We start from the raw sequence: 21,558 nt of genomic DNA on the forward strand, positions 1-21,558 counted from the left end.
TAACGCCGCCCCTACAAGAGATCTGGGTAGGGGCGGCGTTATCGCCGCCCGGGTTCTTCCAGATCCTCATATTCTTCAGCCTCGCCGTAAAGGTAGGGCTGTGTTAGCATTACCCTCTGTTTCACTGAAAAATTCCGCGAATTAATGAGCTATCAGGTACTTGCCCGCAAGTGGCGTCCACAAGCGTTTACTGATGTTGTCGGTCAGGAGCATGTCCTGACAGCGCTGGCGAATGGCCTGTCGCTCGGCCGCATTCATCACGCTTATCTTTTTTCCGGCACCCGCGGTGTCGGCAAGACCACCATTGCGCGTCTGCTGGCGAAAGGGCTGAACTGCGAAACCGGCATTACGGCGACGCCGTGCGGTCAGTGCGATAACTGCCGTGAAATCGAGCAGGGGCGCTTTGTCGATCTGATTGAGATTGATGCCGCCTCGCGCACCAAAGTTGAAGACACCCGTGACCTGCTGGATAACGTGCAGTACGCACCGGCGCGCGGTCGTTTCAAAGTCTATCTGATTGATGAAGTGCATATGCTGTCGCGCCACAGCTTCAACGCCCTGTTGAAAACGCTGGAAGAGCCGCCATCGCACGTCAAATTCCTGCTGGCCACCACCGATCCGCAAAAGCTGCCGGTGACCATTCTGTCGCGCTGCCTGCAATTCCATCTGAAAGCACTGGATGTTGAGCAGATCCGCGGCCAGCTTGAGCATGTGCTTAAAGAAGAGAATATCAGTGCGGAAACCCGCGCATTACAGCTGATGGCGCGCGCCGCCGACGGCAGTATGCGTGACGCGCTGAGCCTGACCGATCAGGCGATCGCGATGGGGCAGGGGCAAATTACCACTGATACCGTTAACGCGATGCTCGGCACGCTGGATGATGAGCAGCCACTGGCGTTAATCGAAGCGCTGGTGAATGCAGAAGGTCAGCAGGTGATGACGCTGCTGAACCAGGCGGCGTCACGCGGTGTGGAGTGGGAAGCGTTGCTGGTTGAGATGCTGCGTCTGCTGCACCGTATCGCGATGGTGCAGCTGCTGCCGTCAGCGATGGGCGACGAGCAGGCGGCGATTGAGCAGCGTCTGCGTGAACTGGCGCGGGTGCTGCCGCCAGCGGATGTACAACTCTATTACCAGACCTTACTGGTGGGGCGCAAAGAGCTGGCGCTGGCGCCGGATCGTCGCATGGGCGTTGAAATGACCCTGCTGCGCGCGCTGGCCTTTCATCCGCGGCAGGTGATTGCTGAACCGGCCGCACGTCCGGCGATGACGCCGCAGGCGCAGCCACAGCCGGAAGTTCCTGCAACCCCGCCATCGCAACCGCCGGCGGCGCACAGTGCGCCGGAAGTCAGCGGCAATTTACCGGATGCTACCAGCCAGCTTCTGCAGGCGCGCACACAACTGATGCGCCAGCAGGGAGCGACCAAACTAAAAAAGAGTGAGCCGGCGGCGCCTGGTGCGCGGCCGGCGAGTTCGGCACTGGAGCGGTTGGCTTCAGTTACCGAACGCGGTCAGAAGCGACAGCAAGCTGCTGTTGCCGAATCTGTCGCGGCGGTAAAAAAAGAGGCGTACCGCTGGACGGCGCAAAACCCGCAGGAAGTGAAGGCGGAAGTGGTGGCGACGCCGAAAGCGCTGCGTTCGGCGTTAGAGCATGAAAAAACGCCGGAGCTGGCGGGCAAGCTGACGGAAGAGTCACAGCAGCGCGATGGCTGGGCGGCGGAAATCGCCGCCATGAACATTCCGAAACTGGTGCAGCAGCTGGCATTAAATGCGTGGAAAGAACAGACTGAACAGGGCGTATGTTTGCATCTGCGCGCCGGTCAGCGACATCTTAACTCGCCTTCCGCACAGAAGGTGCTGGCTGAAGCATTAAGTCAGGCGGCCGGACAGCCGGTTGAACTGACTATCGTGGAAGACGATAATCCGGCGGTGTTAACGCCGCTGGAGTGGCGACAGGCCATTTATGAAGAGAAGCTGGCGCAGGCGCGCCAGTCGATAATCGCGGATACTCATATTCAGACTCTGCGCCGGTTTTTTGACGCCGACCTGGATGAAGAGAGTATTCGCCCCGTTTGAACCGCCGCCTAAGCGTATACGACGATTACGCGGCCTGAGCTGAGAGAGAAGACTATGTTTGGTAAAGCCGGTTTGGGCAACCTGATGAAGCAGGCCCAGCAAATGCAGGACAAAATGGCCCAGGTGCAGGAAGAGATTGCTGCAATGGAAGTGACCGGTGAGTCCGGCGCAGGTCTGGTAAAAGTCACCATTAACGGCGCGCATAACTGCCGTCGTGTGGAAGTCGATCCAAGCCTGTTGGAAGATGATAAAGATATGCTGGAAGACCTGGTTGCTGCGGCATTTAACGATGCGGCGCGCCGTGTTGCTGAAACGCAGAAAGAGAAAATGGCGGCAGTTTCCAGCGGCATGCAGTTGCCGCCGGGCTTTAAGATGCCATTCTGATGCAAACCAGCCCACTCCTCGAAACATTGATGGAGTCGCTGCGCTGTTTACCCGGAGTCGGGCCTAAATCGGCGCAGCGCATGGCTTTTCAGCTGCTGCAACGCGATCGCAGCGGCGGTATGCGTCTGGCGCAGGCGCTGACGCGGGCGATGTCTGAAATCGGTCACTGTAAGGATTGTCATACTTTTACCGAACAGGATATCTGCACCATCTGCGCCAATCCGCGTCGTCAGCAGAATGGCCAGATTTGCGTGGTGGAGAGCCCGGCCGATATTCATGCCATTGAGCAGACCGGGCAATTTGCCGGTCGCTACTTTGTGCTGATGGGCCATCTTTCGCCGCTGGACGGTATCGGCCCCAATGATATTGGGCTGGATCGTCTGGAGCAGCGTCTGGAACGTGAAACCATTGTCGAAGTGATCCTCGCGACCAACCCAACGGTAGAAGGGGAGGCCACCGCCAACTATATTGCTGAGCTGTGCGGGCAATATGGTGTCGACGCCAGTCGTATCGCGCATGGCGTGCCGATGGGCGGCGAACTGGAAATGGTCGATGGCACCACCCTGTCGCATTCGCTGGCAGGACGGCAAAAGATCAAATTTTAAGCATTCACAGGTACGGTGCTGCCGTACCTGCTTGAAAAGTTTTTTTTCATCCCCATCTCCTCCTCATCATTCAATAAACCTGATTTGTTGAGGTATCAATGACCATGAAAGGACAAGAGACCCGTGGCTTCCAGTCAGAAGTGAAACAGCTTCTGCATCTGATGATCCATTCGCTCTATTCAAATAAAGAAATCTTCCTGCGCGAGCTTATTTCCAACGCCTCCGATGCCGCGGACAAGCTGCGTTTCCGTGCGCTCTCCAGCCCTGAACTGTATGAAGGGGATGGCGATCTGCGGGTACGGGTTTCGGTGAACAAGGAACAACGCACCATCACGCTGAGCGATAACGGTATCGGTATGCGCCGTGATGAAGTCATTGAAAACCTGGGCACCATTGCCAAATCTGGCACCAAATCCTTCCTTGAATCGCTGGGTTCCGACCAGGCGAAAGACAGCCAGCTGATTGGGCAGTTTGGCGTTGGTTTCTACTCCGCCTTTATCGTCGCCGATAAAGTTTCGGTACGCACCCGTGCCGCCGGTGCTGGCGCAGATGAAGGGGTTTACTGGGAATCAGCAGGCGAAGGTGATTACACCATTGCTGATATCGAGAAAGCCGATCGCGGTACCGAAATTACCCTGCATCTGCGTGAAGGCGAAGATGAGTTCCTTGATGCCTGGCGCGTGCGTGGCATTATCGGCAAATACTCCGACCATATTGCCTTACCGGTCGAGATTGAGTCGCATAACGAAGAAGATGACACCACCCACTGGGAAAAGATCAATAAAGCCCAGGCGCTGTGGACGCGTAATAAGTCTGAGATCAGCGAAGACGAATACAAAGAGTTCTACAAGCATATCGCCCATGATTTTAGCGACCCTGCGGCCTGGAGCCACAATCGCGTCGAGGGCAAGCAGGAGTACACCAGCCTGCTGTATATCCCGGCGCAGGCGCCGTTTGATATGTGGAATCGCGAGCATAAACATGGGCTGAAACTCTATGTGCAGCGCGTGTTTATTATGGATGACGCCGAGCAGTTTATGCCGAATTACCTGCGTTTCGTCCGTGGTCTGATCGACTCCAACGATCTGCCGCTGAACGTATCGCGTGAAATTCTGCAGGACAGCCGTATTACCCAGAGCCTGCGCAGCGCGTTAAGCAAGCGTGTGTTGCAGATGCTGGAGAAAATGGCGAAGGATGACGCGGAAAAATATCAGCAGTTCTGGCAGCAGTTTGGTCTGGTGCTGAAAGAAGGCCCGGCGGAAGATACCAGCAACGCGGAAACTATCGCGAAACTGCTGCGCTTTGCCTCTACCAGCAGCGAAGGCGCGACGCAGACCGTCTCGCTGGAAGATTACATCAGTCGTATGGTGGAAGGTCAGGATAAGATCTACTACATCACTGCTGACAGCTATGCGGCGGCGAAAAGCAGCCCGCAGCTGGAAGTGTTCCGCAAGAAAGGTATTGAAGTACTGCTGCTCTCCGATCGCATCGACGAGTGGATGATGAGCTACCTGACCGAGTTTGACGGTAAGTCCTTCCAGTCGGCCAGCAAAGCGGATGATGCGTTAAGCAAACTGGCGGATGAAGAGAGCGACGAGCAGAAAGAAGCGGAAAAAGCGCTGGAGCCGTTTATCGAGCGGGTGAAAACCCTGCTGGGCGATCGGGTGAAAGAAGTGCGTCTGACGCATCGCTTAACCGATACGCCGGCGATCGTTACCACTGAAGCCAACGATATGACCACCCAGATGGCGAAGCTGTTCGCCGCTGCGGGTCAGGCGGTGCCGGAAGTGAAGTATCTGTTTGAGATCAACCCGGATCACGCGCTGGTGAAACGTGCCGCCGATACTCAGGATGAAACGCAGTTTGCCGAGTGGATCGAGCTGTTGCTGGAGCAGGCGCTGTTCGCCGAGCGCGGCACGCTGGAAGATCCTAACCAGTTTATTCGTCGTATGAATCAGCTGTTGATTGCCTGATAGTGGGCGGCGAGAACGCCGCCCCTACAGTAGTAGTCTGCGCTCTTTTGTAGGGGCGGCGTTTTCGCTGCCCTTTTTCATCTTATTCCCCGGCCGCCTCAGCTAATAACCATTGCCGAAACAGCGCAATCTCCGGCTCATCTTTTCTGCTCTGCTTCACCATCATCCAGGTTGCACGATCCATAGCCGCGAAGCCGACAGGCGCCACCAGCGTGCCTTCCTCCAGCTCTCGTTTCACCAGAATCTGCGGCGTAATCATCAGGCCCAGACCATTGCGCGCCGCCTGAATCCCCAGTGTCAGATTATCGAAATATCTTCCCGCCCAGAAATCACCGCGTGCGCCGGTTTTTTCCGCCCATTCCGCCCAGGCGTGCCGTTTGGTATCAGCATGCAGCAGCGGCAGAGTGGTGAAATCAGTGTCATAGCTGACTGGCTGCGCAAAATTCGCTGAGCAGACCGGGCCGATATAGTCGACGGTGATTAGCGTCGCGGCAATATCCTCGTGGGAAGACTGCTCATGACTGAGGATCAGAATATCGGTCTGGTCGCCACGCACTTTATCCACATCCATATGGGTCTGAAAATTCAGGGTAATGGCGGGATGAAGCTGACTAAAGTCGCTGATACGTGGAATAAGCCATTGCGACAGAAAACTGGGCGCAGAAGAAACCGTGAGACTGCTGTTATGGCGCAGGCTAATTTTTTCACAGGTCGTTTCGATATCGCTAAACGCCCGTGCGCAGGTCACCTTCAGGCGCTCACCATCCGCCGTCAGCTGCACCCGGCCATTGGCGCGAATAAACAGCGGCTTACCCAGCCACTCTTCCAGCTGCTTAATCTGATGGCTGATGGCGCTGTGGGTTACGTTAAGTGACTGCGCCGCCAGGCTGAAGCTGTTATGCAGCGCCGCCTGCTGGAAATAGCGCAGGGCGCGCAGTGGAGGAAGGCCAGCCATTGATTCAACCCCTGTGAGAAAAACTAACAGGAATTGTCTGTTTATATCATTTTAAAGTCCAGCCGCATTTTCATACTCTTAGCCACGGAAAATAGCGGTCCGCCGGGGTAACGCTCTGTGCGCGTTGATTTTCCCGCCAGCACCAGGGAACCGTGCATCACTATTACTTCGCTAAAAAAATCATAAAAAAAATAACACCCCCCATCTGTGGCATGGCTTTATCAGCAAGAGTTAATCATTTCATGGAACCATCACAACAGCAGATTAACGCGCTACGCAACGAACTGCGTCAGACCCTTTCCCGCCTGTATAAGCTGGAAAACCACGACATTTTTTTTGTGAAGTCGCTGCGTATTGCCCGGGTGATCTTATCCCATCAGTTTTACAAGCAGGAAGTGGCGCGCTGTCACGCCCGGCAGGCGCTAAATCAGCCGGTCAGTGAGTTATTACAGCGTCCGGCGATGCAAATCGGCGAACCGGGCCATATTGCGCTGATCACCCATGTCGATCCTTGCAGTGGCGAAGTAAACGATTTACGTGGTTGTGAGGGCAAAGGGGTGGTGGATGGATCGCACAGTTTTGCCACCCGGCGCCATGAAGAGCTGGTGCGTAATAGTGCGATTTTCGTTACGCCATTACACCTGCACGCCGGACTTTCACCCGCACTGACGATGATTGCCCTGCGTACTGCGGAATTCAGTACGCTGCTGCGTAGCGAGTTACGCCTGTTTGAAGCGGCGACCTCGGTGGCGAACCCGCTGGAGAAATCACTGGCAATTATCAATAACGGTTACTGGCAGCCTTTCAAAATGGCGCCGGTTGCCGGCACTCATATTGCGGCCACGCTATGCCGCTAGTCTGAAAGAACGCCGCTGTTTCCGCCGGGTTCCGTGCGTTAACTCCCTGTATCTCATCCGCTTATCTGGATTTTCTTGCTGTTATGTAACCAGAATGTTGCGGTTGATTAACCGCCCGTTTTCTTGTGGATATCGGGTCTTAATGGTATGTTCTTGCCCTTATTCGTTAGATCAATGCGATTCGCAAGGGGATTTACGCAATGCGTATTATTCTGCTCGGCGCTCCGGGCGCAGGTAAAGGTACTCAGGCTCAGTTCATTATGGAGAAATACGGTATTCCGCAAATCTCCACCGGTGATATGTTACGTGCCGCGGTTAAAGCGGGCAGTGAGCTGGGTAAACAAGCCAAAGAAATTATGGATGCTGGCAAACTGGTTACCGATGAACTGGTCATCGCGCTGGTAAAAGAGCGAATTGCGCAAGAAGATTGCCGCAATGGTTTTCTGTTAGACGGCTTTCCGCGCACCATCCCTCAGGCTGATGCGATGAAAGAAGCGGGCATCAAAGTCGATAACGTGCTGGAGTTCGCGGTTCCTGACGAACTGATTGTTGACCGTATCGTCGGCCGTCGTGTACATGCGCCATCAGGCCGTGTTTACCATGTCACTTACAATCCGCCGAAAGTGGAAGGTAAAGATGACCTGACCGGCGAAGAGCTGACCACGCGTAAAGATGATCAGGAAGAGACCGTGCGTAAGCGCCTGGTGGAATACCATCAGATGACCGCGCCGCTGATTGCCTACTACAGCAAAGAAGCCGCAGCCGGTAACACCGCGTACCACAAAATTGACGGCACGCGCAAAGTGTCTGAAGTCAGTGCCGAACTGGCAAAAATCCTCGGTTAATCGCTTTTCGGGCCAGCTTATCGCTGGCCCTTTTACAGCAATCGGTTTATCCCCCGCGTTTTTTCGCTACAATCATTCTCGTTTTCATTTAGACCCCCTTTATGCCAATCAAAGGAATAACAATGAGGCAAGATAAGCCCGGCGTATTGCTGGTGAATTTAGGGACGCCTGATGCGCCCACCACGCCAGCAGTAAAACGTTATCTGAAACAATTTCTCAGCGATCCACGGGTTGTGGATACTCCACGTTGGTTATGGTGGCCGATCCTGAATGGCGCGATCCTGCCGATCCGCTCACCGCGGGTGGCTAAACTGTATGCTTCAGTATGGATGGACGAAGGTTCTCCGCTGCTGGTCTACAGCCAGCGCCAGCGTAACGCGCTGGCGGCCCGGCTTGATATGCCGGTGGAACTGGGGATGAGTTACGGTAACCCCAGCCTGAAAAGCGCGACAGACAGCCTGATGGCGCAGGGCGTGACCCGTCTGATCGTGTTACCGCTTTATCCGCAATTCTCCTGCTCGACGGTGGCGGCGGTATGGGACGGCTTAACCGCCGTGTTCTCCGGCTATCGCTCGCTGCCGGATGTGCAGTTTATTCGCGATTACGCCGAACATCCGGCGTATATTGCCGCGTTGAAGGCTTCAGTTGAGCGATCTTTCGCGGTGCATGGCAAGCCCGATCTGCTGGTGATGTCGTTCCACGGCATTCCGCAACGCTTCGCTGATGAAGGTGACGACTATCCACAACGCTGTCACGATACCTGCGCTGCACTGACGGCGGCGCTGGGTCTGGGGGCAGGGGAGGTGATGCTGACCTTCCAGTCGCGCTTTGGCCGCGAGCCATGGCTGACGCCTTATACCGATGAGACGCTGAAAAGTCTGCCGGCTAAAGGCGTTAAGCATATTCAGATTATGAGCCCCGGCTTCTCCGCTGATTGCCTGGAAACCCTTGAGGAGATCAGCGAGCAGAACCGTGAATTCTTTATGCATGCCGGTGGCAGCAAATTTGAATATATCCCGGCGCTGAATGATGATGCCGGACATATTGAGATGATGGTGGAACTGGTTAACCGCCAGCGCTGACCGCGCGGGCCGTGAATATGATACTATTTACGGCCTGAATTCTTCTGAAGCTATCGATCATGAAATTTCCCGGCAAACGCAAATCCAAACACTACTTCCCCGTCAGCGCCCGCGATCCCTTACTGCAAACCCAACTTCCGCCAGAAAACGTCAGCAGCTGGGTGGTGGGTATCGATCAGACGCTGGTGGATATCGAAGCCAAAGTGGATGATGCGTTTGTGGCGCGCTATGGCCTGAGCGCTGGCCATTCGCTGGTGATTGATGATGATGTGGCGGAAGCGCTGTACAACGAGCTGATGCGCGACCAGCTGATCAGTCATCAGTTTGCTGGCGGCACCATCGGTAATACGCTGCACAACTACTCGGTACTGGCGGATGACCGCTCGGTACTGCTCGGCGTGATGTGCAACAATGTGCAGATTGGCGGCTACGCCTATCGTTATCTGTGCAATACCTCCAGCCGTACCGATCTTAACTATCTGCAGGGCGTTGATGGTGCCATTGGCCGCTGTTTTACCCTGATTGGCGATAACGGCGAGCGTACTTTCGCCATCAGTCCGGGCATGATGAATCAGCTGCGTGAAGAGAGTATTCCTGAAGCGGTGATTGCCGGCGCTTCAGCGCTGGTGCTGACTTCCTATCTGGTGCGCTGTAAGCCGGGCGAGCCGATGCCACAGGCGACGATGAAAGCCATTGAACTGGCGAAAAAACACAATGTGCCGGTGGTGCTGACGCTGGGCACCAAATATGTGATTGCCGATAATCCGCAGTTCTGGCGCGATTTTCTGCGCGACCATGTGTCGATTGTGGCGATGAATGAAGATGAAGCGCAGGAGCTGACCGGATTTAGCGATCCGTTGCAGGCGGCCGATAAGGCGCTGGACTGGGTCGATCTGGTGCTGTGTACCGCCGGGCCAAATGGTCTGTATATGGCCGGTTTTACCGAGGAGGAGGGCAAGCGTAAGACCAATCATCCGCTGCTGCCGGGGGTGATCGCGGAATTTAACCTGTACGAATTCAGCCGCGCCATGCGTCATCAGGATTGTCAGCAGCCGCTACGTATTTTCTCGCATATCGCTCCTTATATGGGTGGACCGGAGAAAATTATGAATACCAACGGCGCCGGTGATGGCGCGCTGGCGGCGCTGCTGCATGATATTACCGCGAATAATTACCATCGCAGTAATGTGCCGAACTCCAGCAAGCATGGACGCAGTTATCTGACCTATTCGTCACTGGCGCAGGTGTGCAAATACGCCAACCGCGTCAGCTATCAGGTATTAAACCAGCATTCGCCCCGTTTAACCCGTGGGCTGCCGGAGCGTGAAGACAGTCTGGAAGAGGCGTACTGGGAAAGGTAATTGGGCAACGGGCGGTGAGAACGCCGTCCCTGCAAATTCCGTAGGGGAGGCGTTCTCGCCTCCCTGTTGCTGCTAAATCGGACACTCCTGCGGCTCTTTTTCCAGCTCCAGCTGCAACATATTTAGCATACTATTGGCGATTTCACGTTCGCCCATCACCACGCGATCGGCGCCACGCTCCATAATATATTCCACCTCATCGTCATAATGCGCGCGGGCAATAATTTCAATATTAGGCCGCTTCTCGCGCGCCGCAGTGACTATCTCACCCGCCTCGTAGCCGTTGGGGATGGTCAGCAGCAGCCAGCGTGCGCAATCGAGCCGCGCCAGCTCCATGGTATCGGCGCGTGCGGCATTACCCAGCACCGCTTTGATGCCCTGCTCACGCAGCGCTTCAACGCGTGGTCGCGAGTTTTCCACCACCACAATCGGCACCCCGGCGGCAATTAAGCGCGAACCAAGCAGGCTGCCGACGCGGCCATAACCCACTACCAGCGCATGATTACAGAGATCAACCGGGATCTGCTTCTCTTCTTCAATCGCCTCTTCCATCGTCTGCTCTTCGATGGTCTCGGTTTTTTCCAGATACCGTTCCAGCAGAGTAAACAGAATCGGGTTCAGCATAATCGACAGGATCGCCGCCGCCAGTACCAGATTGCGTCCTTCATCGGACAGAACACCGAGGGAAATACCCAGACCGGCCAGAATAAAGGCGAATTCACCGATTTGCGCCAGACTGGCAGAAATGGTCAGCGCGGTACGGCGTGAATGGCCAAACAGCGTTACCAGCAAATAGGCGACAATGGATTTACCCAGCACGATAATCGCCAGCGCGCCAAGTACTGCCAGCGGTTTTTGCACCAGAATCATCGGGTCAAACAGCATGCCGACCGAAACAAAGAACAGCACGGCAAAAGCATCGCGCAGCGGCAGCGTATCGTGCGCGGCGCGATGGCTGAGTTCCGACTCGTTCAGCACCATACCGGCAAAGAAGGCGCCGAGCGCAAAGGAGACATCGAAGAACTCGACAGCACCAAAGGCGATACCCAGCGCCAGCGCCAGCACCGCAAGGGTAAACAGCTCACGCGAACCGGTGGCGGCGCTTTTCGCCAGAATCCACGGCACCACGCGGCGGCCAACCACCATCATCAGCACCATAAACGCCACCACTTTACCGATAGTCCACACCATATCCCAGGCGAGCATCGAGAAGCTGGCGTTGCCTTGTTCCAGCATGGCGGCAATTGCCGGCAACAGCACCAGCGTCAGCACCATCACCAGATCTTCAACAATCAACCAGCCAATGGCAATCTGTCCACGCTGACTGTCAATTAACTGACGCTCTTCCAGCGCACGCAGCAGCACCACGGTACTGGCGGTGGAGAGGCAGAGACCAAATACTAAACCGGTAATCAGCGACCAGCCCATCGCCCATGACAGCCCCATACCCAATAGCGTGGCGACGGCAATCTGCGCAATAGCGCCAGGGATGGCAATGGATTTAACCGACATCAAATCTTTCAGGGAGAAGTGCAAACCGACACCGAACATCAACAGGATCACACCGAGTTCAGCAAGTTCCGGGGCGAGGTTCGTATCAGCCACGAAACCGGGGGTAAAAGGGCCAGCTAATACGCCAGCTAACAGATAACCTACTAAGGGGGAAATGCGTAGCCGGTTAGCCAGCATGCCAAAGAGGAAGGCGAGAACAAGGCCTCCGACAATTGTCGTGATAAGCGGCGTGGTGTGGTGCATGCCTGTCTCCTTGTGTCCCTCTTCATACCTGGCATTACAGCTAACACCAGCAACTTTGAGGGTAAGCAAATGTGTCCGGTTGTAAGTGTTCAGTTTATGGCATATTTCTGGCGCATGCTTGTCAATAATGGTGATAAGTGCAAAAAATATGTAAATGGCAGCGACTTAGGCAGATGAGCGGGATTTCTCCCACTCATCATACAGCGGACGCTATTTTATCGCAGAAAGGTGCGGCATGATTCGCAAGTATCCGCCGCTTAAAGGGGCTATTTTTGCCGATTATCTGGCAGGAAAGCGGTGAGAATGCCGAGAAGCGGCAGGTAAGCGCAGATTTGGTAGACCAGCTCAATACTGGTGCGATCTGCCACCAGACCTAAAATCGCCGCGCCGATGCCTCCCATGCCAAAAGCAAAACCGAAAAACAGTCCCGAAACCATGCCAATGCGGCCCGGCATCAGCTCCTGAGCATACACCAGAATTGCGGAAAAAGCTGAGGCGAGGATCAGGCCGATAATCACACTCAGCACTCCGGTCCACGCCAGCGAAGCATGGGGCAGCAGCAGGGTAAAGGGCGCAACACCGAGGATCGATCCCCAGATTACATACTTGCGGCCAATCTTATCGCCCAGCGGTCCGCCAATCACCGTACCGGCGGCGACGGCAAACAGAAAAGCAAACAGATGCAGCTGCGCATCCTGCACCGACAGACCAAATTTGTGGATCAAATAAAAGGTGTAGTAGCTGCTGAGGCTGGTGAGATAAAAATATTTGGAAAAAATCAGCAACAGCAGAATGCTGATAGCCAGCGCCACTTTTTTGCGCGGCAGCGGATTTTTCACCGCCGTTGCCGCGCCGCTTTTCGCCACGCGATGCTGAGCCTGATACCAGCGGCTAATTTGCAGCAGCAGCACAATCGCCAGCAGCGCCGCGAGGGTAAACCAGGCCACATTCCCTTTCCCGTAGGGCGCAATAATGATCGCCGCCAGCAGCGGGCCCAAAGAAGCGCCGAGATTGCCGCCGACCTGAAACAGTGACTGCGCCAGACCGTGGCGGCCGCCGGATGCCATACGCGCTACGCGTGAAGATTCAGGATGGAATACGGAAGAACCGGTGCCCACCAGCGCGGCGGCCAGCAGGATCAGCGGGAAAGTCTGCGCGACCGCCAGCAGCAGCAGGCCGGAAAGGGTAAAACCCATACCAATCGGCAGTGACCATGGCTGTGGATGTTTATCGGTATAGTGGCCGATAAGCGGTTGCAGCAGTGAGGCGGTGACCTGGAAGGTCAGGGTGATCAGGCCGATCTGCACAAAACTAAGGGAAAACTCGCTGCGCAATAACGGATAGATCGCCAGGATCAGCGACTGAATCATATCGTTTAACAGATGCGCCAGGCTGATTGCGCCCAGTACGCCGAAAGCGGTACGCCTTGGCGCCGCCGGAGATGCCGAGAGGGTTTGTTCGCTTGCCATTAATTAACCTGAATATTGAGTATTGTTATGGCGCCGGACGATAGCGCTAAGGCTATTCAAGCGGGTTGTTGCGGCTATTACAATGGCTCTGCGTGCGATTGCTAACATATCCATAACAATGCTGACTGGGTACGGTCATAAAGCTGCGGCATAATCGGGGCGCAGTCTCAAAAAATTGAAAGCGTTGATGTTATCTTCACAGGCGTTCTACACTGGCGAAATAATCAGAAAGCGTTGCTGACAAGGAGATCGATTTTGCGTTTTACCAAAAAAACGGTGCTGGGAACTCTTTTGCTGTCATTAATGGCCGCATCATTACAGGTTCAGGCATGGGAAAAAGGCCGTACTTATAAATTTACCGTGTTGCATACCAATGATCATCACGGACGCTTCTGGAATAACGATCACGATGAATATGGTCTGGCCGCGCAAAAAACGCTGGTGGACAGTATTCGCTATGATGTGCAGGCGCATGGCGGTCAGGTGCTGGTGCTCTCCGGCGGAGATATTAATACCGGTGTGCCGGAGTCTGATTTGCAGGACGCCGAACCCGATTTCCGTGGAATGAATCTGATTGGTTACGATGCGATGGCGCTCGGAAACCATGAATTTGATAATCCGCTCTCTGTATTACGTCAGCAGCAAAAGTGGGCTAAATTCCCGCTGCTTTCCGCCAATATCTATCAAAAAAGCACCGGAAAGCGTCTGTTCCAGCCCTATGCGCTGTTTAACCGTATGGGCCTGAAAATCGCGGTTATTGGCTTAACCACCGATGACACGGCAAAAATCGGCAATCCGGAATACTTTACCGATATGGAGTTCCGTAAACCCGCCACCGAAGCGAAAGCGGTGGTTGAGGCGCTACGCGCGAAAGAGAAGCCGGATGTGATTATCGCCGCGACCCATATGGGCCACTACGATAATGGCAAACATGGCTCCAATGCGCCGGGTGACGTGGAGATGGCACGCGAGCTGCCAGCGGGTTATCTCGATATGATTGTCGGTGGTCACTCGCAGGATCCGGTCTGTATGGCCAGCGACAATGTAAAACAGGTCGATTATGTGCCGGGCACCCCGTGTGCGCCTGATCGGCAGAATGGCACCTGGATTGTGCAGGCCCACGAGTGGGGCAAATATGTCGGCCGCGCGGATTTCACCTTCCTGAACGGCAAGCTGACGCTGGAGCACTATGCGCTGCTGCCGGTTAACCTGAAACATAAAGTGAAAAACAGCGACGGCTCGGAAAGCTGGGTTAACTACACCCAGCAAATTGAAAAAAATCCGGCGATGATGAAATTGCTGACACCCTTCCAGAATAAAGGTGAAGCGCAGCTAAATGTGAAGATCGGCAGCGTCAACGATCATCTGGAAGGCGATCGCAGTAAAGTCCGCTTTGTACAAACCAATCTCGCGCGTTTGATCCTTAGCGGTCAGATGGATCGCACTAAGGCGGATTTTGCAGTGATGAGTGGCGGCGGAGTGCGTGACTCTATCGAGAAAGGCGATATCACGTATAAAGATGTGCTGAAAGTGCAGCCGTTTGGCAACACCCTGACCTATGTCGATATGAAAGGCAGCGACGTGGCGAAGTATCTGGCGGTCGTTGCTAATAAACAGGTGGATTCCGGTGCTTACGCACAGTTTGCCAACGTCAGTCTGGTGGCGGATGGTGAAGGGGTCAGCGAGGTCAAAATCAAAGGTGAGCCGTTGCAAATGGATAAAACCTACCGCATGGCGCTGCTGAGCTTTAATGCCACCGGCGGCGATGGTTACCCGGTAGTCAGTAATCTGCCTGGCTACGTGAATACCGGTTTTGTTGATGCGGAAGTGCTGAAACAGTTTATTCAGCAGAACTCGCCGCTGGATGCGACAAAATTTGCCCCACAGGGTGAAATTGTTTATCTCAGCGCGGAACAGAAGCAGGCAAAAGAAAAAGAGAAAGCGGCTGAGCCAAAAAAACTGCGTGCGCCGAAGTATCCGAAAATGGATACCGCGTCGTTATAATATTGGTGTTTTCTGTGAACAAGGGCGGCGAGAACGCCGCCCCTGCACCATTACGAACGTAGGGGCGGCGTTCTCGCCGCCCGTTTCGAAGATATGCAGTAGCGGCACCCGCCAGCTTATCAAGCCTCACATGCCCGCCGCGCCATCAGCTTCTGCCGTAAGGTATCCCACATCCAGTTGTAAAATACGGTGTATGGCAGGAAGAACAGGAAGAAGGCCATCTCAATCATAAACGCCTGCAGTAAACTGATCCCCAGCATCCACGCCGCCAGCGGCAGACCCATAACAATAAAGCCCCCTTCAAAACCCAGCGCATGCGCCACGCGCAGGACAGGACCTCGCTTAGCTTTGCCCGGTGGATAAAAGCGATCAAAAACGCTGTTATAGATCATGTTCCACACCATGGCGACAGTCGACAGCATGATCGCCAGTGCGCCCATCTGAAACAGCGGTTTATCCATAATCCAGGCCGCCGTTGGCGCAACGATAAGGATCGCCAGCACCTCAAAGCCTGCAGCATGTAAAAAACGTTCTTTCAGTGTTCTGGTACGCATATTTGCTCCTTAATCAGTTCTGGCCGCTATTTTCATCGTTTTTACTGATAAGATAAAATGAGTATCCATCGATAAAAGCGATAGAGTGCCATGCGTTATTCACCTGAATCACTGGAAGCCTTTGTTCAGACTGTGGAGAGCGGCTCATTTTCCGCCGCCGCTCGTGCGTTACGTAAAAGCCAGTCCACCATCAGCACCGCCGTGGCAAATTTAGAAGCCGATCTCGGCTTCGCGCTGTTTAACCGCGATGCCTGGCAACCGGTACTGACGGAAGAGGGACGGCGCGCACTGGCGCAGGTGAAGGAAATTCTTGCCGCCAGTGAGCGGCTGGAGGAGCTGGCGGTGCGGCTGGCGGGTGAAGAGGAGCCATTTCTTAGTATGGCAATCTCCGATTTCTGGCAGACAGATCATCATGAATCGCTGCTGAAACGCCTGGCGGCCCGTTATCCGCTTATTGAATTTGACTGTATGATTGCCGAAGACGCCGATGTGATTGACGCGCTGCAAATGGGGCGTGCGCATATTGGTGTGGTGCGGGCACAGCCGCATCTGCCGCCGGATATTGCCTGCTCACGTTTACAGGTGCAGGCGCAGATGGCGATCTATATCCATCAGGATCATCCGCTGGCGCAGCAGAGCAAGGTTAACTGGAGTCAGCTCACTCCCGAACGCCAGTTGCGGCTGAACACCTGGACGCAGAATGACAGCGACCGTCCGGTGGGCAAGGTGTGGTCGGCACCGTCGTATCTGCTGCTGCTGGAGATGGCGGAACAGGGATTTGGCTGGAGTATTTTGCCGCGCTGGCTGGTCAGGCAGTTTGGTCATCAGGTACTGACGGAACTGCCGGTTAACGGCTGGCCGCAGAATATTGCGGTCGATGCGTTATGGTCAAAACGCTCGCCGCCCGGCCCGGCCGGACGCTGGATGATCGATCAGCTCTGCGCGCAGCGGCCTGATTAGTCGCGGCGCGCGATATCGGCCAGCGTGGCATCAAGCAGTGTTGTCAGATCGCTGGCCGCCAGCTCAATATCCAGCCCGCGTTTACCGCCGGAAATATAGATGACCGGCCACTGCGTCGCCAGATGATCTATCACCGTTGGCAGGCGTTTTTTCTGTCCTAACGGACTGATACCGCCAATCAGATAGCCGGTGATGCGCTGGGCCAGCAGCGGATCGGCCATATCCGCTTTTTTCGCCCCCAGTGCTTTCGCCACTTTCTTTAAATCGAGCTGACCCGACACCGGTGTGACCGCCACCGCCAGATTTTTAGGGTCGCCATTTAATGCAACCAGCAGCGTTTTATATACCTGATCAGCATTCAGATTCAGCTTACGTACTGCCTCATCGCCAAAGTGGGTCTCGTCGCTGTCATGCTGGTAAGAATGCAGGGTAAAGGCGACTTTATGTTTTTCCAGAAGTTTAACCGCCGGGGTCATGGTCTGTCCTTGGTCAGAATAATCTTATAAAGATGGTGAAGAAAAGTACTGGCGAAAATCCAGGCTTTGAGCGACAATCGCCATCCCATCAGCAAGTCACTTGCTATGGATAACCAAAATCATAAATAAATTCCTCTTTGACGGGCCAATTTTAATATTGGCCTTTTTTTTTACCTGCCCTTCAGCAACTCCGGCAAATTGCCATCGCCATACAGATGCAGTGCGCCTACCGCCACCACATAGCGGCCTGCCGGCATGCTCAGTAACGCATCTGCCCAGCGCTGATTGCGCTGGTGCATCAATACATCATTCAGCTCACTGCTAAAGGTGCTCGGCAGTTCGACCTGACGCTGGCCCGGTGGCGCTTCAAGCCACCAGCTCACCATGGTTTGCAACATGCGCGCATTGGTGTGCCAGTGCTGCAGTGTATCTTCCAGCAATGGCATGCCATTATCTGGCAGTGCTTTCAGGAGTTCCAGCTGCTCGTCCGGCCCTTCCAGTTCGATAATTTTCAGCTTGCGCAGTCTGGCTGCCTGTAACAGCTGGTAGTCGATGCCGTAATCAGGTCGCAGTCCCAGCCGTTGCGCCTGTTGCGCCTGTAACATCAGCGCCACCTGCCAGCCTGGCAGCGCGGCGATCATCTCCGCATTAATCGCCAGTTCGTCACAGAGGCGCAGCAACGTCTGCATATTCTGCGCCGACAGGCGTTGCTCCAGCGGCGCGTGGGTTTCGCTGTGGGCGAAAGGCGATGCGCCGCCAGTAATATCCGCCTCAACAACCAGCGCATCGGCGCGATTAAGACGCTGCAACAGCGTCGCTGGCAGCGGCATCATATCGCGGGTACCCATATGGATACTGCCAACCAGATGAAGCTGGCGCTTAGCGGGCAGAAACATATCCAGCGCCGGATAAGCATACTTCACCGGAGAGAGTTCTCTGAACAGTGAGCTGACTCTGTGCAGTAAATTACCCATTATGCCGCCTTATGGTAGAAAACGATTTATGCTAGCGGTTAACTTTACTGATTAACAGAGGAAAGCTCTGTAATGCCTTCATCACAAGGCGGTGTAACCCCGGTATATCAATGCTTTGGCGGCTGATAACGCAGCAGACGATTGGCATTGCTGACCACGGTAATCGATGACAGTGCCATCGCCGCCCCTGCCACTACCGGACTCAGCAGGGTGCCGGTTAGCGGATAGAGTACGCCCGCAGCAATCGGAATCCCCAGTGAGTTATAAATAAACGCGCCCAACAGGTTTTGCTTCATATTGCGTAACGTGGCTTTGGCAATCGCCAGCGCATCGGCAACGCTGTTCAAATCGTGACGCATCAGGGTGATGGCCGCGGTTTCGATCGCCACATCACTACCACTGCCCATCGCAATGCCGACATCTGCCTGCGCCAGCGCGGGTGCATCGTTAATGCCGTCGCCAATCATCGCCACCTGATGGCCCTGCTGTTGCAGCTGAATAATCGCCTGCGCTTTGCCTGCGGGCAGTACGCCAGCAATCACCTGATCCAGACCTGCCTGGCGCGCAATGGCACTGGCGGTCGCCGGATTATCACCGGTCAGCATCACCAGGCGATAGCCCAGCTGATGCAGGCGTTGCAGCGCTTCGCGGCTGCCAGTCCGCAGCGGATCACGGATCGCCATCACTGCGACCACCTGGCCATTCGCCGCCAGCATTACCGGTGTGGCGCCGCTCTCTGCCTGCGTGCGAACCACGCTTTCCACCGCAGCGGTATCAATCTGATGCTGCTGCATCAGTGCGTGGTTGCCCAGCAGCATGGCAACGCCGTCAATTGTGCCGCTCACCCCAAGGCCGCGTATTGTACGAAATTGCTCAGTTACCGGCAGCGTTTGATCTTTGGCGCGTTCGGTTATCGCCCGCGCCAGCGGATGGCTGGAACCCTGCTCAAGTGCCGCAGCCCACAGTAATGCCTGCGTTGTATCGACCTGATTAAAGGTGAAAATATCGGTTACGCGCGGGACACCTTCCGTCAGCGTACCGGTTTTATCAAATACCAGCGTATCAAGGGTACTGGCGCGTTGCAGGGCATCGGCATCGCGTACCAGTACGCCAAATTCGGCAGCGCGACCGACGCCGGAAATAATCGACATCGGCGTCGCCAGCCCCAGCGCGCATGGGCAGGCAATAATCAGCACCGTAGTGGCAATGACCAGCGTGTAAACCAGCTGCGGCGGTGGTCCGACGAAATACCAGATGACGGCGCTGACAACGGCGATAGCCACCACCGCTGGCACAAAGACTGCCGAAATACGATCGGCCAGCTTGCCGATTTCCGGTTTGCTGCTTTGCGCCTGACGGACCATCTGGATAATCCGCGCCAGGGTGGTGTTTTTGCCGATGGCGCGCGCGGTAAACAGCACGCTGCCATCCTGCAGCAGGGTTCCGGCATGCAACGCGTCACCGACTGATTTCTGCTGTGGCAGCGGCTCACCGGTCAGCATCGCCTCATCCAGCCAGGCTTCTCCCTGGCTAATCTCGCCATCAACCGGCACGCGATCGCCGGTAGTCAGACGTAAAGTCATACCCGGGGTGACGGCGCTTAAAGGCACGGTTTGTTCGCCCTGTGCGGTCACTACTCGCGCGGAAGGAGGCGTCAGATCGAGCAGACGTTCCAGTGCTTTTGAGGAGCGCTGACGCGCCCGCTGCTCCAGCGCATGGCCAAGATTAATCAGGCCAATAATCATTGCACTGGCTTCGTAATAGAGATGGCGTGCCGCCATCGGGAAAAAGTCAGGCCAGAGATTAACGCTAATCGAGTAGAGCCAGGCGGCCGCCGTGCCCAGCGCCACCAGCGTATCCATGGTGGCGGCGCCTTTTAGCAGGCTGCGCCACGCACTGCGATAGAAATGACCACCGGCAGTCACCATCACCAGCAAGGTCAGCACACCGACCACCAGCCAGCCGCTGCGGTTGGTGGCGGTCAGCATCATATTATCGCCGAACATGCCCCATATCATCAGCGGGATACCCAGCGTTAACGCCAGTGCGGACTGCCAGCTAAAGCGGCGCATCGCCTGGCGGGCGTTATACTGCTGTTTTTCCCGCCGCAGCTGATCATCCTCGATAACTTCCGCGCCATAACCGGCATCGCTGACCGCCTGAACCAGCGCTTCGGGCGTCGCAGACCCCAACACCAGTGCGCTGCGATCTGCCAGATTCACCCGTGCCTGGGCTACACCTGGCACCTGTTGCAGTGCATTCTGCACCCGGCTCACGCAACTGGCGCAACTCATACCATCGATCAGTAACTGATGGCTGTCGGTGGAAGAGGGTGCCGGAAGCTGTAGAGTATCCGCTGTCAGCGCTTCCGGCTGAATATCTGAATCTGGCAACGGGTCAGGCTTTGGGTGAATGTCACCAGGTTGCAGGCTGGCGTGATAACCGGCCTGCTCAACAGTGGCAATTAACTCAGCGCCCGCCGCGCCGCCGCTCACCCGCGCTTCGGTGAGGGTGACATCCGCCTGTTCAACATCGGCACGCTGCTCCAGCGCTTCTTTGACTCTTTTGACACAGTGGCCGCAGGACAAACCGTCCAGCGCCAGTAACGTAGTTTGTGACATGGTTATCGCTCCTGATTATCCATACTGACTTAATATCAAGCTGGATTGAACTCAAGGTTAAACCTTCCATCAAGGGGAAGGTCAAGTGGTTATCCTGGTAATCAAAACAACAGCCTCTGGCGTCAGACCGGATGATTTTTTCACTCGTTGCAGGTCGCTGAAATAAAAGAGGTTGGAGGGGTTATGAAAATCATATCGACTATCATGCTATCAATATTTTTATTAGGGGGCTGTACTTCCTATAACTCAGTGCAGCTAAGACAGGAACAAATTGGCAGCCAATACAGTTATTATAAAACCGAGCCACCACTGTATACAGGCGATATAATTAAATACAAATTAAAAGAGGGTGGCAGCGGTCAAATTACCATAGAGAAAATAGAGCCAAATTCTATTATTGCTAATAATGGTCAGGTCATCCCTTTTGCGCAGATAGTATCGATTGAACGAAAAGATCTCTCTAAAACAAAAACCTCCGTTTTAGCTGGCGGTACCGCTGTGACCGTCGCTATCGTTGTTGCCATTGGTGTTGCTATAGTAGCAATAGCAAAAGGGGCAGCTAGTGCGTTTTAGCATCTCTTCGGGTCGCATCTGTTAAGATCCGCAGGCA

18 protein-coding genes and 1 other annotated feature are annotated in these 21,558 nt (G+C 55.0%); of the genes, 11 read left to right on the forward strand and 7 right to left on the reverse strand.

What is annotated here, in order from left to right; translation table 11 throughout:
* Window positions 1-144: 144 nt before the first annotated feature.
* The 4 genes from dnaX to htpG all read left to right on the forward strand — a co-directional run bounded on the left by dnaX (window position 145) and on the right by htpG (window position 5,035).
* Window positions 145-2,073, forward strand: a complete 1,929-nt coding sequence (gene dnaX, locus J2125_RS17180) for a DNA polymerase III subunit gamma/tau (RefSeq protein ID WP_017799392.1) — start codon at window positions 145-147, stop codon at window positions 2,071-2,073.
* Window positions 1,409-1,470, forward strand: a sequence feature (DnaX frameshifting element). It overlaps the preceding gene by 62 nt.
* A gap of 54 nt (window positions 2,074-2,127) precedes the next feature.
* Window positions 2,128-2,457, forward strand: coding sequence for a YbaB/EbfC family nucleoid-associated protein (locus tag J2125_RS17185; RefSeq protein ID WP_017799391.1), 330 nt, complete (start codon window positions 2,128-2,130; stop codon window positions 2,455-2,457).
* On the forward strand, window positions 2,457-3,062 hold the full coding sequence (gene recR, locus J2125_RS17190) for a recombination mediator RecR (RefSeq protein WP_026111470.1): 606 nt from the start codon (window positions 2,457-2,459) through the stop codon (window positions 3,060-3,062). The genes J2125_RS17185 and recR overlap by 1 nt, the downstream gene beginning before the upstream one ends.
* Before the next feature lie 98 nt (window positions 3,063-3,160).
* On the forward strand, window positions 3,161-5,035 hold the full coding sequence (gene htpG, locus J2125_RS17195; RefSeq protein WP_026111469.1) for a molecular chaperone HtpG: 1,875 nt from the start codon (window positions 3,161-3,163) through the stop codon (window positions 5,033-5,035).
* 82 nt (window positions 5,036-5,117) lie between these two features.
* Here htpG and J2125_RS17200 read toward each other — a convergent pair whose 3' ends face one another.
* Entirely contained in the window at window positions 5,118-5,990 is an 873-nt protein-coding gene (locus tag J2125_RS17200; protein ID WP_017799388.1) for a LysR substrate-binding domain-containing protein, read from the reverse strand.
* Window positions 5,991-6,232: 242 nt separating this feature from the next.
* On the opposite strand from J2125_RS17200, the gene J2125_RS17205 reads away from it, so the two are divergent.
* From J2125_RS17205 to J2125_RS17220, 4 genes are all read left to right on the forward strand, one after another.
* On the forward strand, window positions 6,233-6,847 hold the full coding sequence (locus J2125_RS17205; RefSeq protein ID WP_017799387.1) for a DUF6024 family protein: 615 nt from the start codon (window positions 6,233-6,235) through the stop codon (window positions 6,845-6,847).
* 200 nt (window positions 6,848-7,047) lie between these two features.
* On the forward strand, window positions 7,048-7,692 hold the full coding sequence (adk, locus tag J2125_RS17210) for an adenylate kinase (RefSeq protein WP_017799386.1): 645 nt from the start codon (window positions 7,048-7,050) through the stop codon (window positions 7,690-7,692).
* Window positions 7,693-7,814: 122 nt separating this feature from the next.
* Entirely contained in the window at window positions 7,815-8,774 is a 960-nt protein-coding gene (gene hemH, locus J2125_RS17215) for a ferrochelatase (RefSeq protein ID WP_017799385.1), read from the forward strand.
* A 59-nt stretch (window positions 8,775-8,833) separates the two neighbouring features.
* Window positions 8,834-10,135, forward strand: a complete 1,302-nt coding sequence (locus tag J2125_RS17220; protein ID WP_017799384.1) for an inosine/guanosine kinase — start codon at window positions 8,834-8,836, stop codon at window positions 10,133-10,135.
* 72 nt (window positions 10,136-10,207) lie between these two features.
* Here the strand turns inward: J2125_RS17220 and ybaL are convergent, their stop codons facing one another.
* The gene (gene ybaL / locus J2125_RS17225) at window positions 10,208-11,890 is read right to left on the reverse strand and encodes a YbaL family putative K(+) efflux transporter (RefSeq protein WP_017799383.1); all 1,683 of its coding nucleotides are present in this window, start codon (window positions 11,888-11,890) and stop codon (window positions 10,208-10,210) included.
* 266 nt (window positions 11,891-12,156) lie between these two features.
* Entirely contained in the window at window positions 12,157-13,359 is a 1,203-nt protein-coding gene (locus J2125_RS17230; RefSeq protein WP_017799382.1) for an MFS transporter, read from the reverse strand.
* A gap of 303 nt (window positions 13,360-13,662) precedes the next feature.
* Between J2125_RS17230 and ushA the strand changes: the two genes are divergently transcribed.
* Window positions 13,663-15,363: a bifunctional UDP-sugar hydrolase/5'-nucleotidase UshA gene (gene ushA / locus J2125_RS17235; RefSeq protein ID WP_051050822.1), complete on the forward strand. Its 1,701-nt coding sequence runs from the start codon at window positions 13,663-13,665 to the stop codon at window positions 15,361-15,363.
* Between the two features lie 119 nt (window positions 15,364-15,482).
* On the opposite strand, the gene J2125_RS17240 is transcribed toward ushA, so the two are convergent.
* Window positions 15,483-15,917 (reverse strand): multidrug/biocide efflux PACE transporter, encoded by a 435-nt coding sequence (locus tag J2125_RS17240; RefSeq protein ID WP_017799380.1) that lies wholly within the window; start codon window positions 15,915-15,917, stop codon window positions 15,483-15,485.
* A gap of 90 nt (window positions 15,918-16,007) precedes the next feature.
* Between J2125_RS17240 and J2125_RS17245 the strand changes: the two genes are divergently transcribed.
* On the forward strand, window positions 16,008-16,877 hold the full coding sequence (locus J2125_RS17245) for a LysR family transcriptional regulator (protein ID WP_017799379.1): 870 nt from the start codon (window positions 16,008-16,010) through the stop codon (window positions 16,875-16,877).
* Here the strand turns inward: J2125_RS17245 and ybaK are convergent.
* The 3 genes from ybaK to copA all read right to left on the reverse strand — a co-directional run bounded on the left by ybaK (window position 16,874) and on the right by copA (window position 20,948).
* Window positions 16,874-17,353 (reverse strand): Cys-tRNA(Pro)/Cys-tRNA(Cys) deacylase YbaK, encoded by a 480-nt coding sequence (gene ybaK, locus J2125_RS17250; protein WP_017799378.1) that lies wholly within the window; start codon window positions 17,351-17,353, stop codon window positions 16,874-16,876. The genes J2125_RS17245 and ybaK overlap by 4 nt on opposite strands.
* 170 nt (window positions 17,354-17,523) lie before the next feature.
* Entirely contained in the window at window positions 17,524-18,327 is an 804-nt protein-coding gene (locus tag J2125_RS17255; protein WP_017799377.1) for a TraB/GumN family protein, read from the reverse strand.
* A gap of 107 nt (window positions 18,328-18,434) precedes the next feature.
* On the reverse strand, window positions 18,435-20,948 hold the full coding sequence (gene copA / locus J2125_RS17260; RefSeq protein WP_017799376.1) for a copper-exporting P-type ATPase CopA: 2,514 nt from the start codon (window positions 20,946-20,948) through the stop codon (window positions 18,435-18,437).
* Between the two features lie 183 nt (window positions 20,949-21,131).
* Between copA and J2125_RS17265 the strand changes: the two genes are divergently transcribed.
* Window positions 21,132-21,521: a hypothetical protein gene (locus J2125_RS17265; RefSeq protein ID WP_026111468.1), complete on the forward strand. Its 390-nt coding sequence runs from the start codon at window positions 21,132-21,134 to the stop codon at window positions 21,519-21,521.
* Window positions 21,522-21,558 lie beyond the last annotated feature (37 nt).

It is taken from the genome of Winslowiella toletana, from assembly GCF_017875465.1.
GTDB lineage: Bacteria > Pseudomonadota > Gammaproteobacteria > Enterobacterales > Enterobacteriaceae > Erwinia > Erwinia toletana.

Coding starts and splice junctions, on each gene's coding strand:
- dnaX (WP_017799392.1), top strand. CDS start 145: ATGAGCTATCAGGTACTTGCCCGCAAGTGGCGTCCACAAGCGTTTACT.
- J2125_RS17185 (WP_017799391.1), top strand. CDS start 2,128: ATGTTTGGTAAAGCCGGTTTGGGCAACCTGATGAAGCAGGCCCAGCAA.
- recR (WP_026111470.1), top strand. CDS start 2,457: ATGCAAACCAGCCCACTCCTCGAAACATTGATGGAGTCGCTGCGCTGT.
- htpG (WP_026111469.1), top strand. CDS start 3,161: ATGACCATGAAAGGACAAGAGACCCGTGGCTTCCAGTCAGAAGTGAAA.
- J2125_RS17200 (WP_017799388.1), bottom strand. CDS start 5,990: ATGGCTGGCCTTCCTCCACTGCGCGCCCTGCGCTATTTCCAGCAGGCG.
- J2125_RS17205 (WP_017799387.1), top strand. CDS start 6,233: ATGGAACCATCACAACAGCAGATTAACGCGCTACGCAACGAACTGCGT.
- adk (WP_017799386.1), top strand. CDS start 7,048: ATGCGTATTATTCTGCTCGGCGCTCCGGGCGCAGGTAAAGGTACTCAG.
- hemH (WP_017799385.1), top strand. CDS start 7,815: ATGAGGCAAGATAAGCCCGGCGTATTGCTGGTGAATTTAGGGACGCCT.
- J2125_RS17220 (WP_017799384.1), top strand. CDS start 8,834: ATGAAATTTCCCGGCAAACGCAAATCCAAACACTACTTCCCCGTCAGC.
- ybaL (WP_017799383.1), bottom strand. CDS start 11,890: ATGCACCACACCACGCCGCTTATCACGACAATTGTCGGAGGCCTTGTT.
- J2125_RS17230 (WP_017799382.1), bottom strand. CDS start 13,359: ATGGCAAGCGAACAAACCCTCTCGGCATCTCCGGCGGCGCCAAGGCGT.
- ushA (WP_051050822.1), top strand. CDS start 13,663: ATGGCCGCATCATTACAGGTTCAGGCATGGGAAAAAGGCCGTACTTAT.
- J2125_RS17240 (WP_017799380.1), bottom strand. CDS start 15,917: ATGCGTACCAGAACACTGAAAGAACGTTTTTTACATGCTGCAGGCTTT.
- J2125_RS17245 (WP_017799379.1), top strand. CDS start 16,008: ATGCGTTATTCACCTGAATCACTGGAAGCCTTTGTTCAGACTGTGGAG.
- ybaK (WP_017799378.1), bottom strand. CDS start 17,353: ATGACCCCGGCGGTTAAACTTCTGGAAAAACATAAAGTCGCCTTTACC.
- J2125_RS17255 (WP_017799377.1), bottom strand. CDS start 18,327: ATGGGTAATTTACTGCACAGAGTCAGCTCACTGTTCAGAGAACTCTCT.
- copA (WP_017799376.1), bottom strand. CDS start 20,948: ATGTCACAAACTACGTTACTGGCGCTGGACGGTTTGTCCTGCGGCCAC.
- J2125_RS17265 (WP_026111468.1), top strand. CDS start 21,132: ATGAAAATCATATCGACTATCATGCTATCAATATTTTTATTAGGGGGC.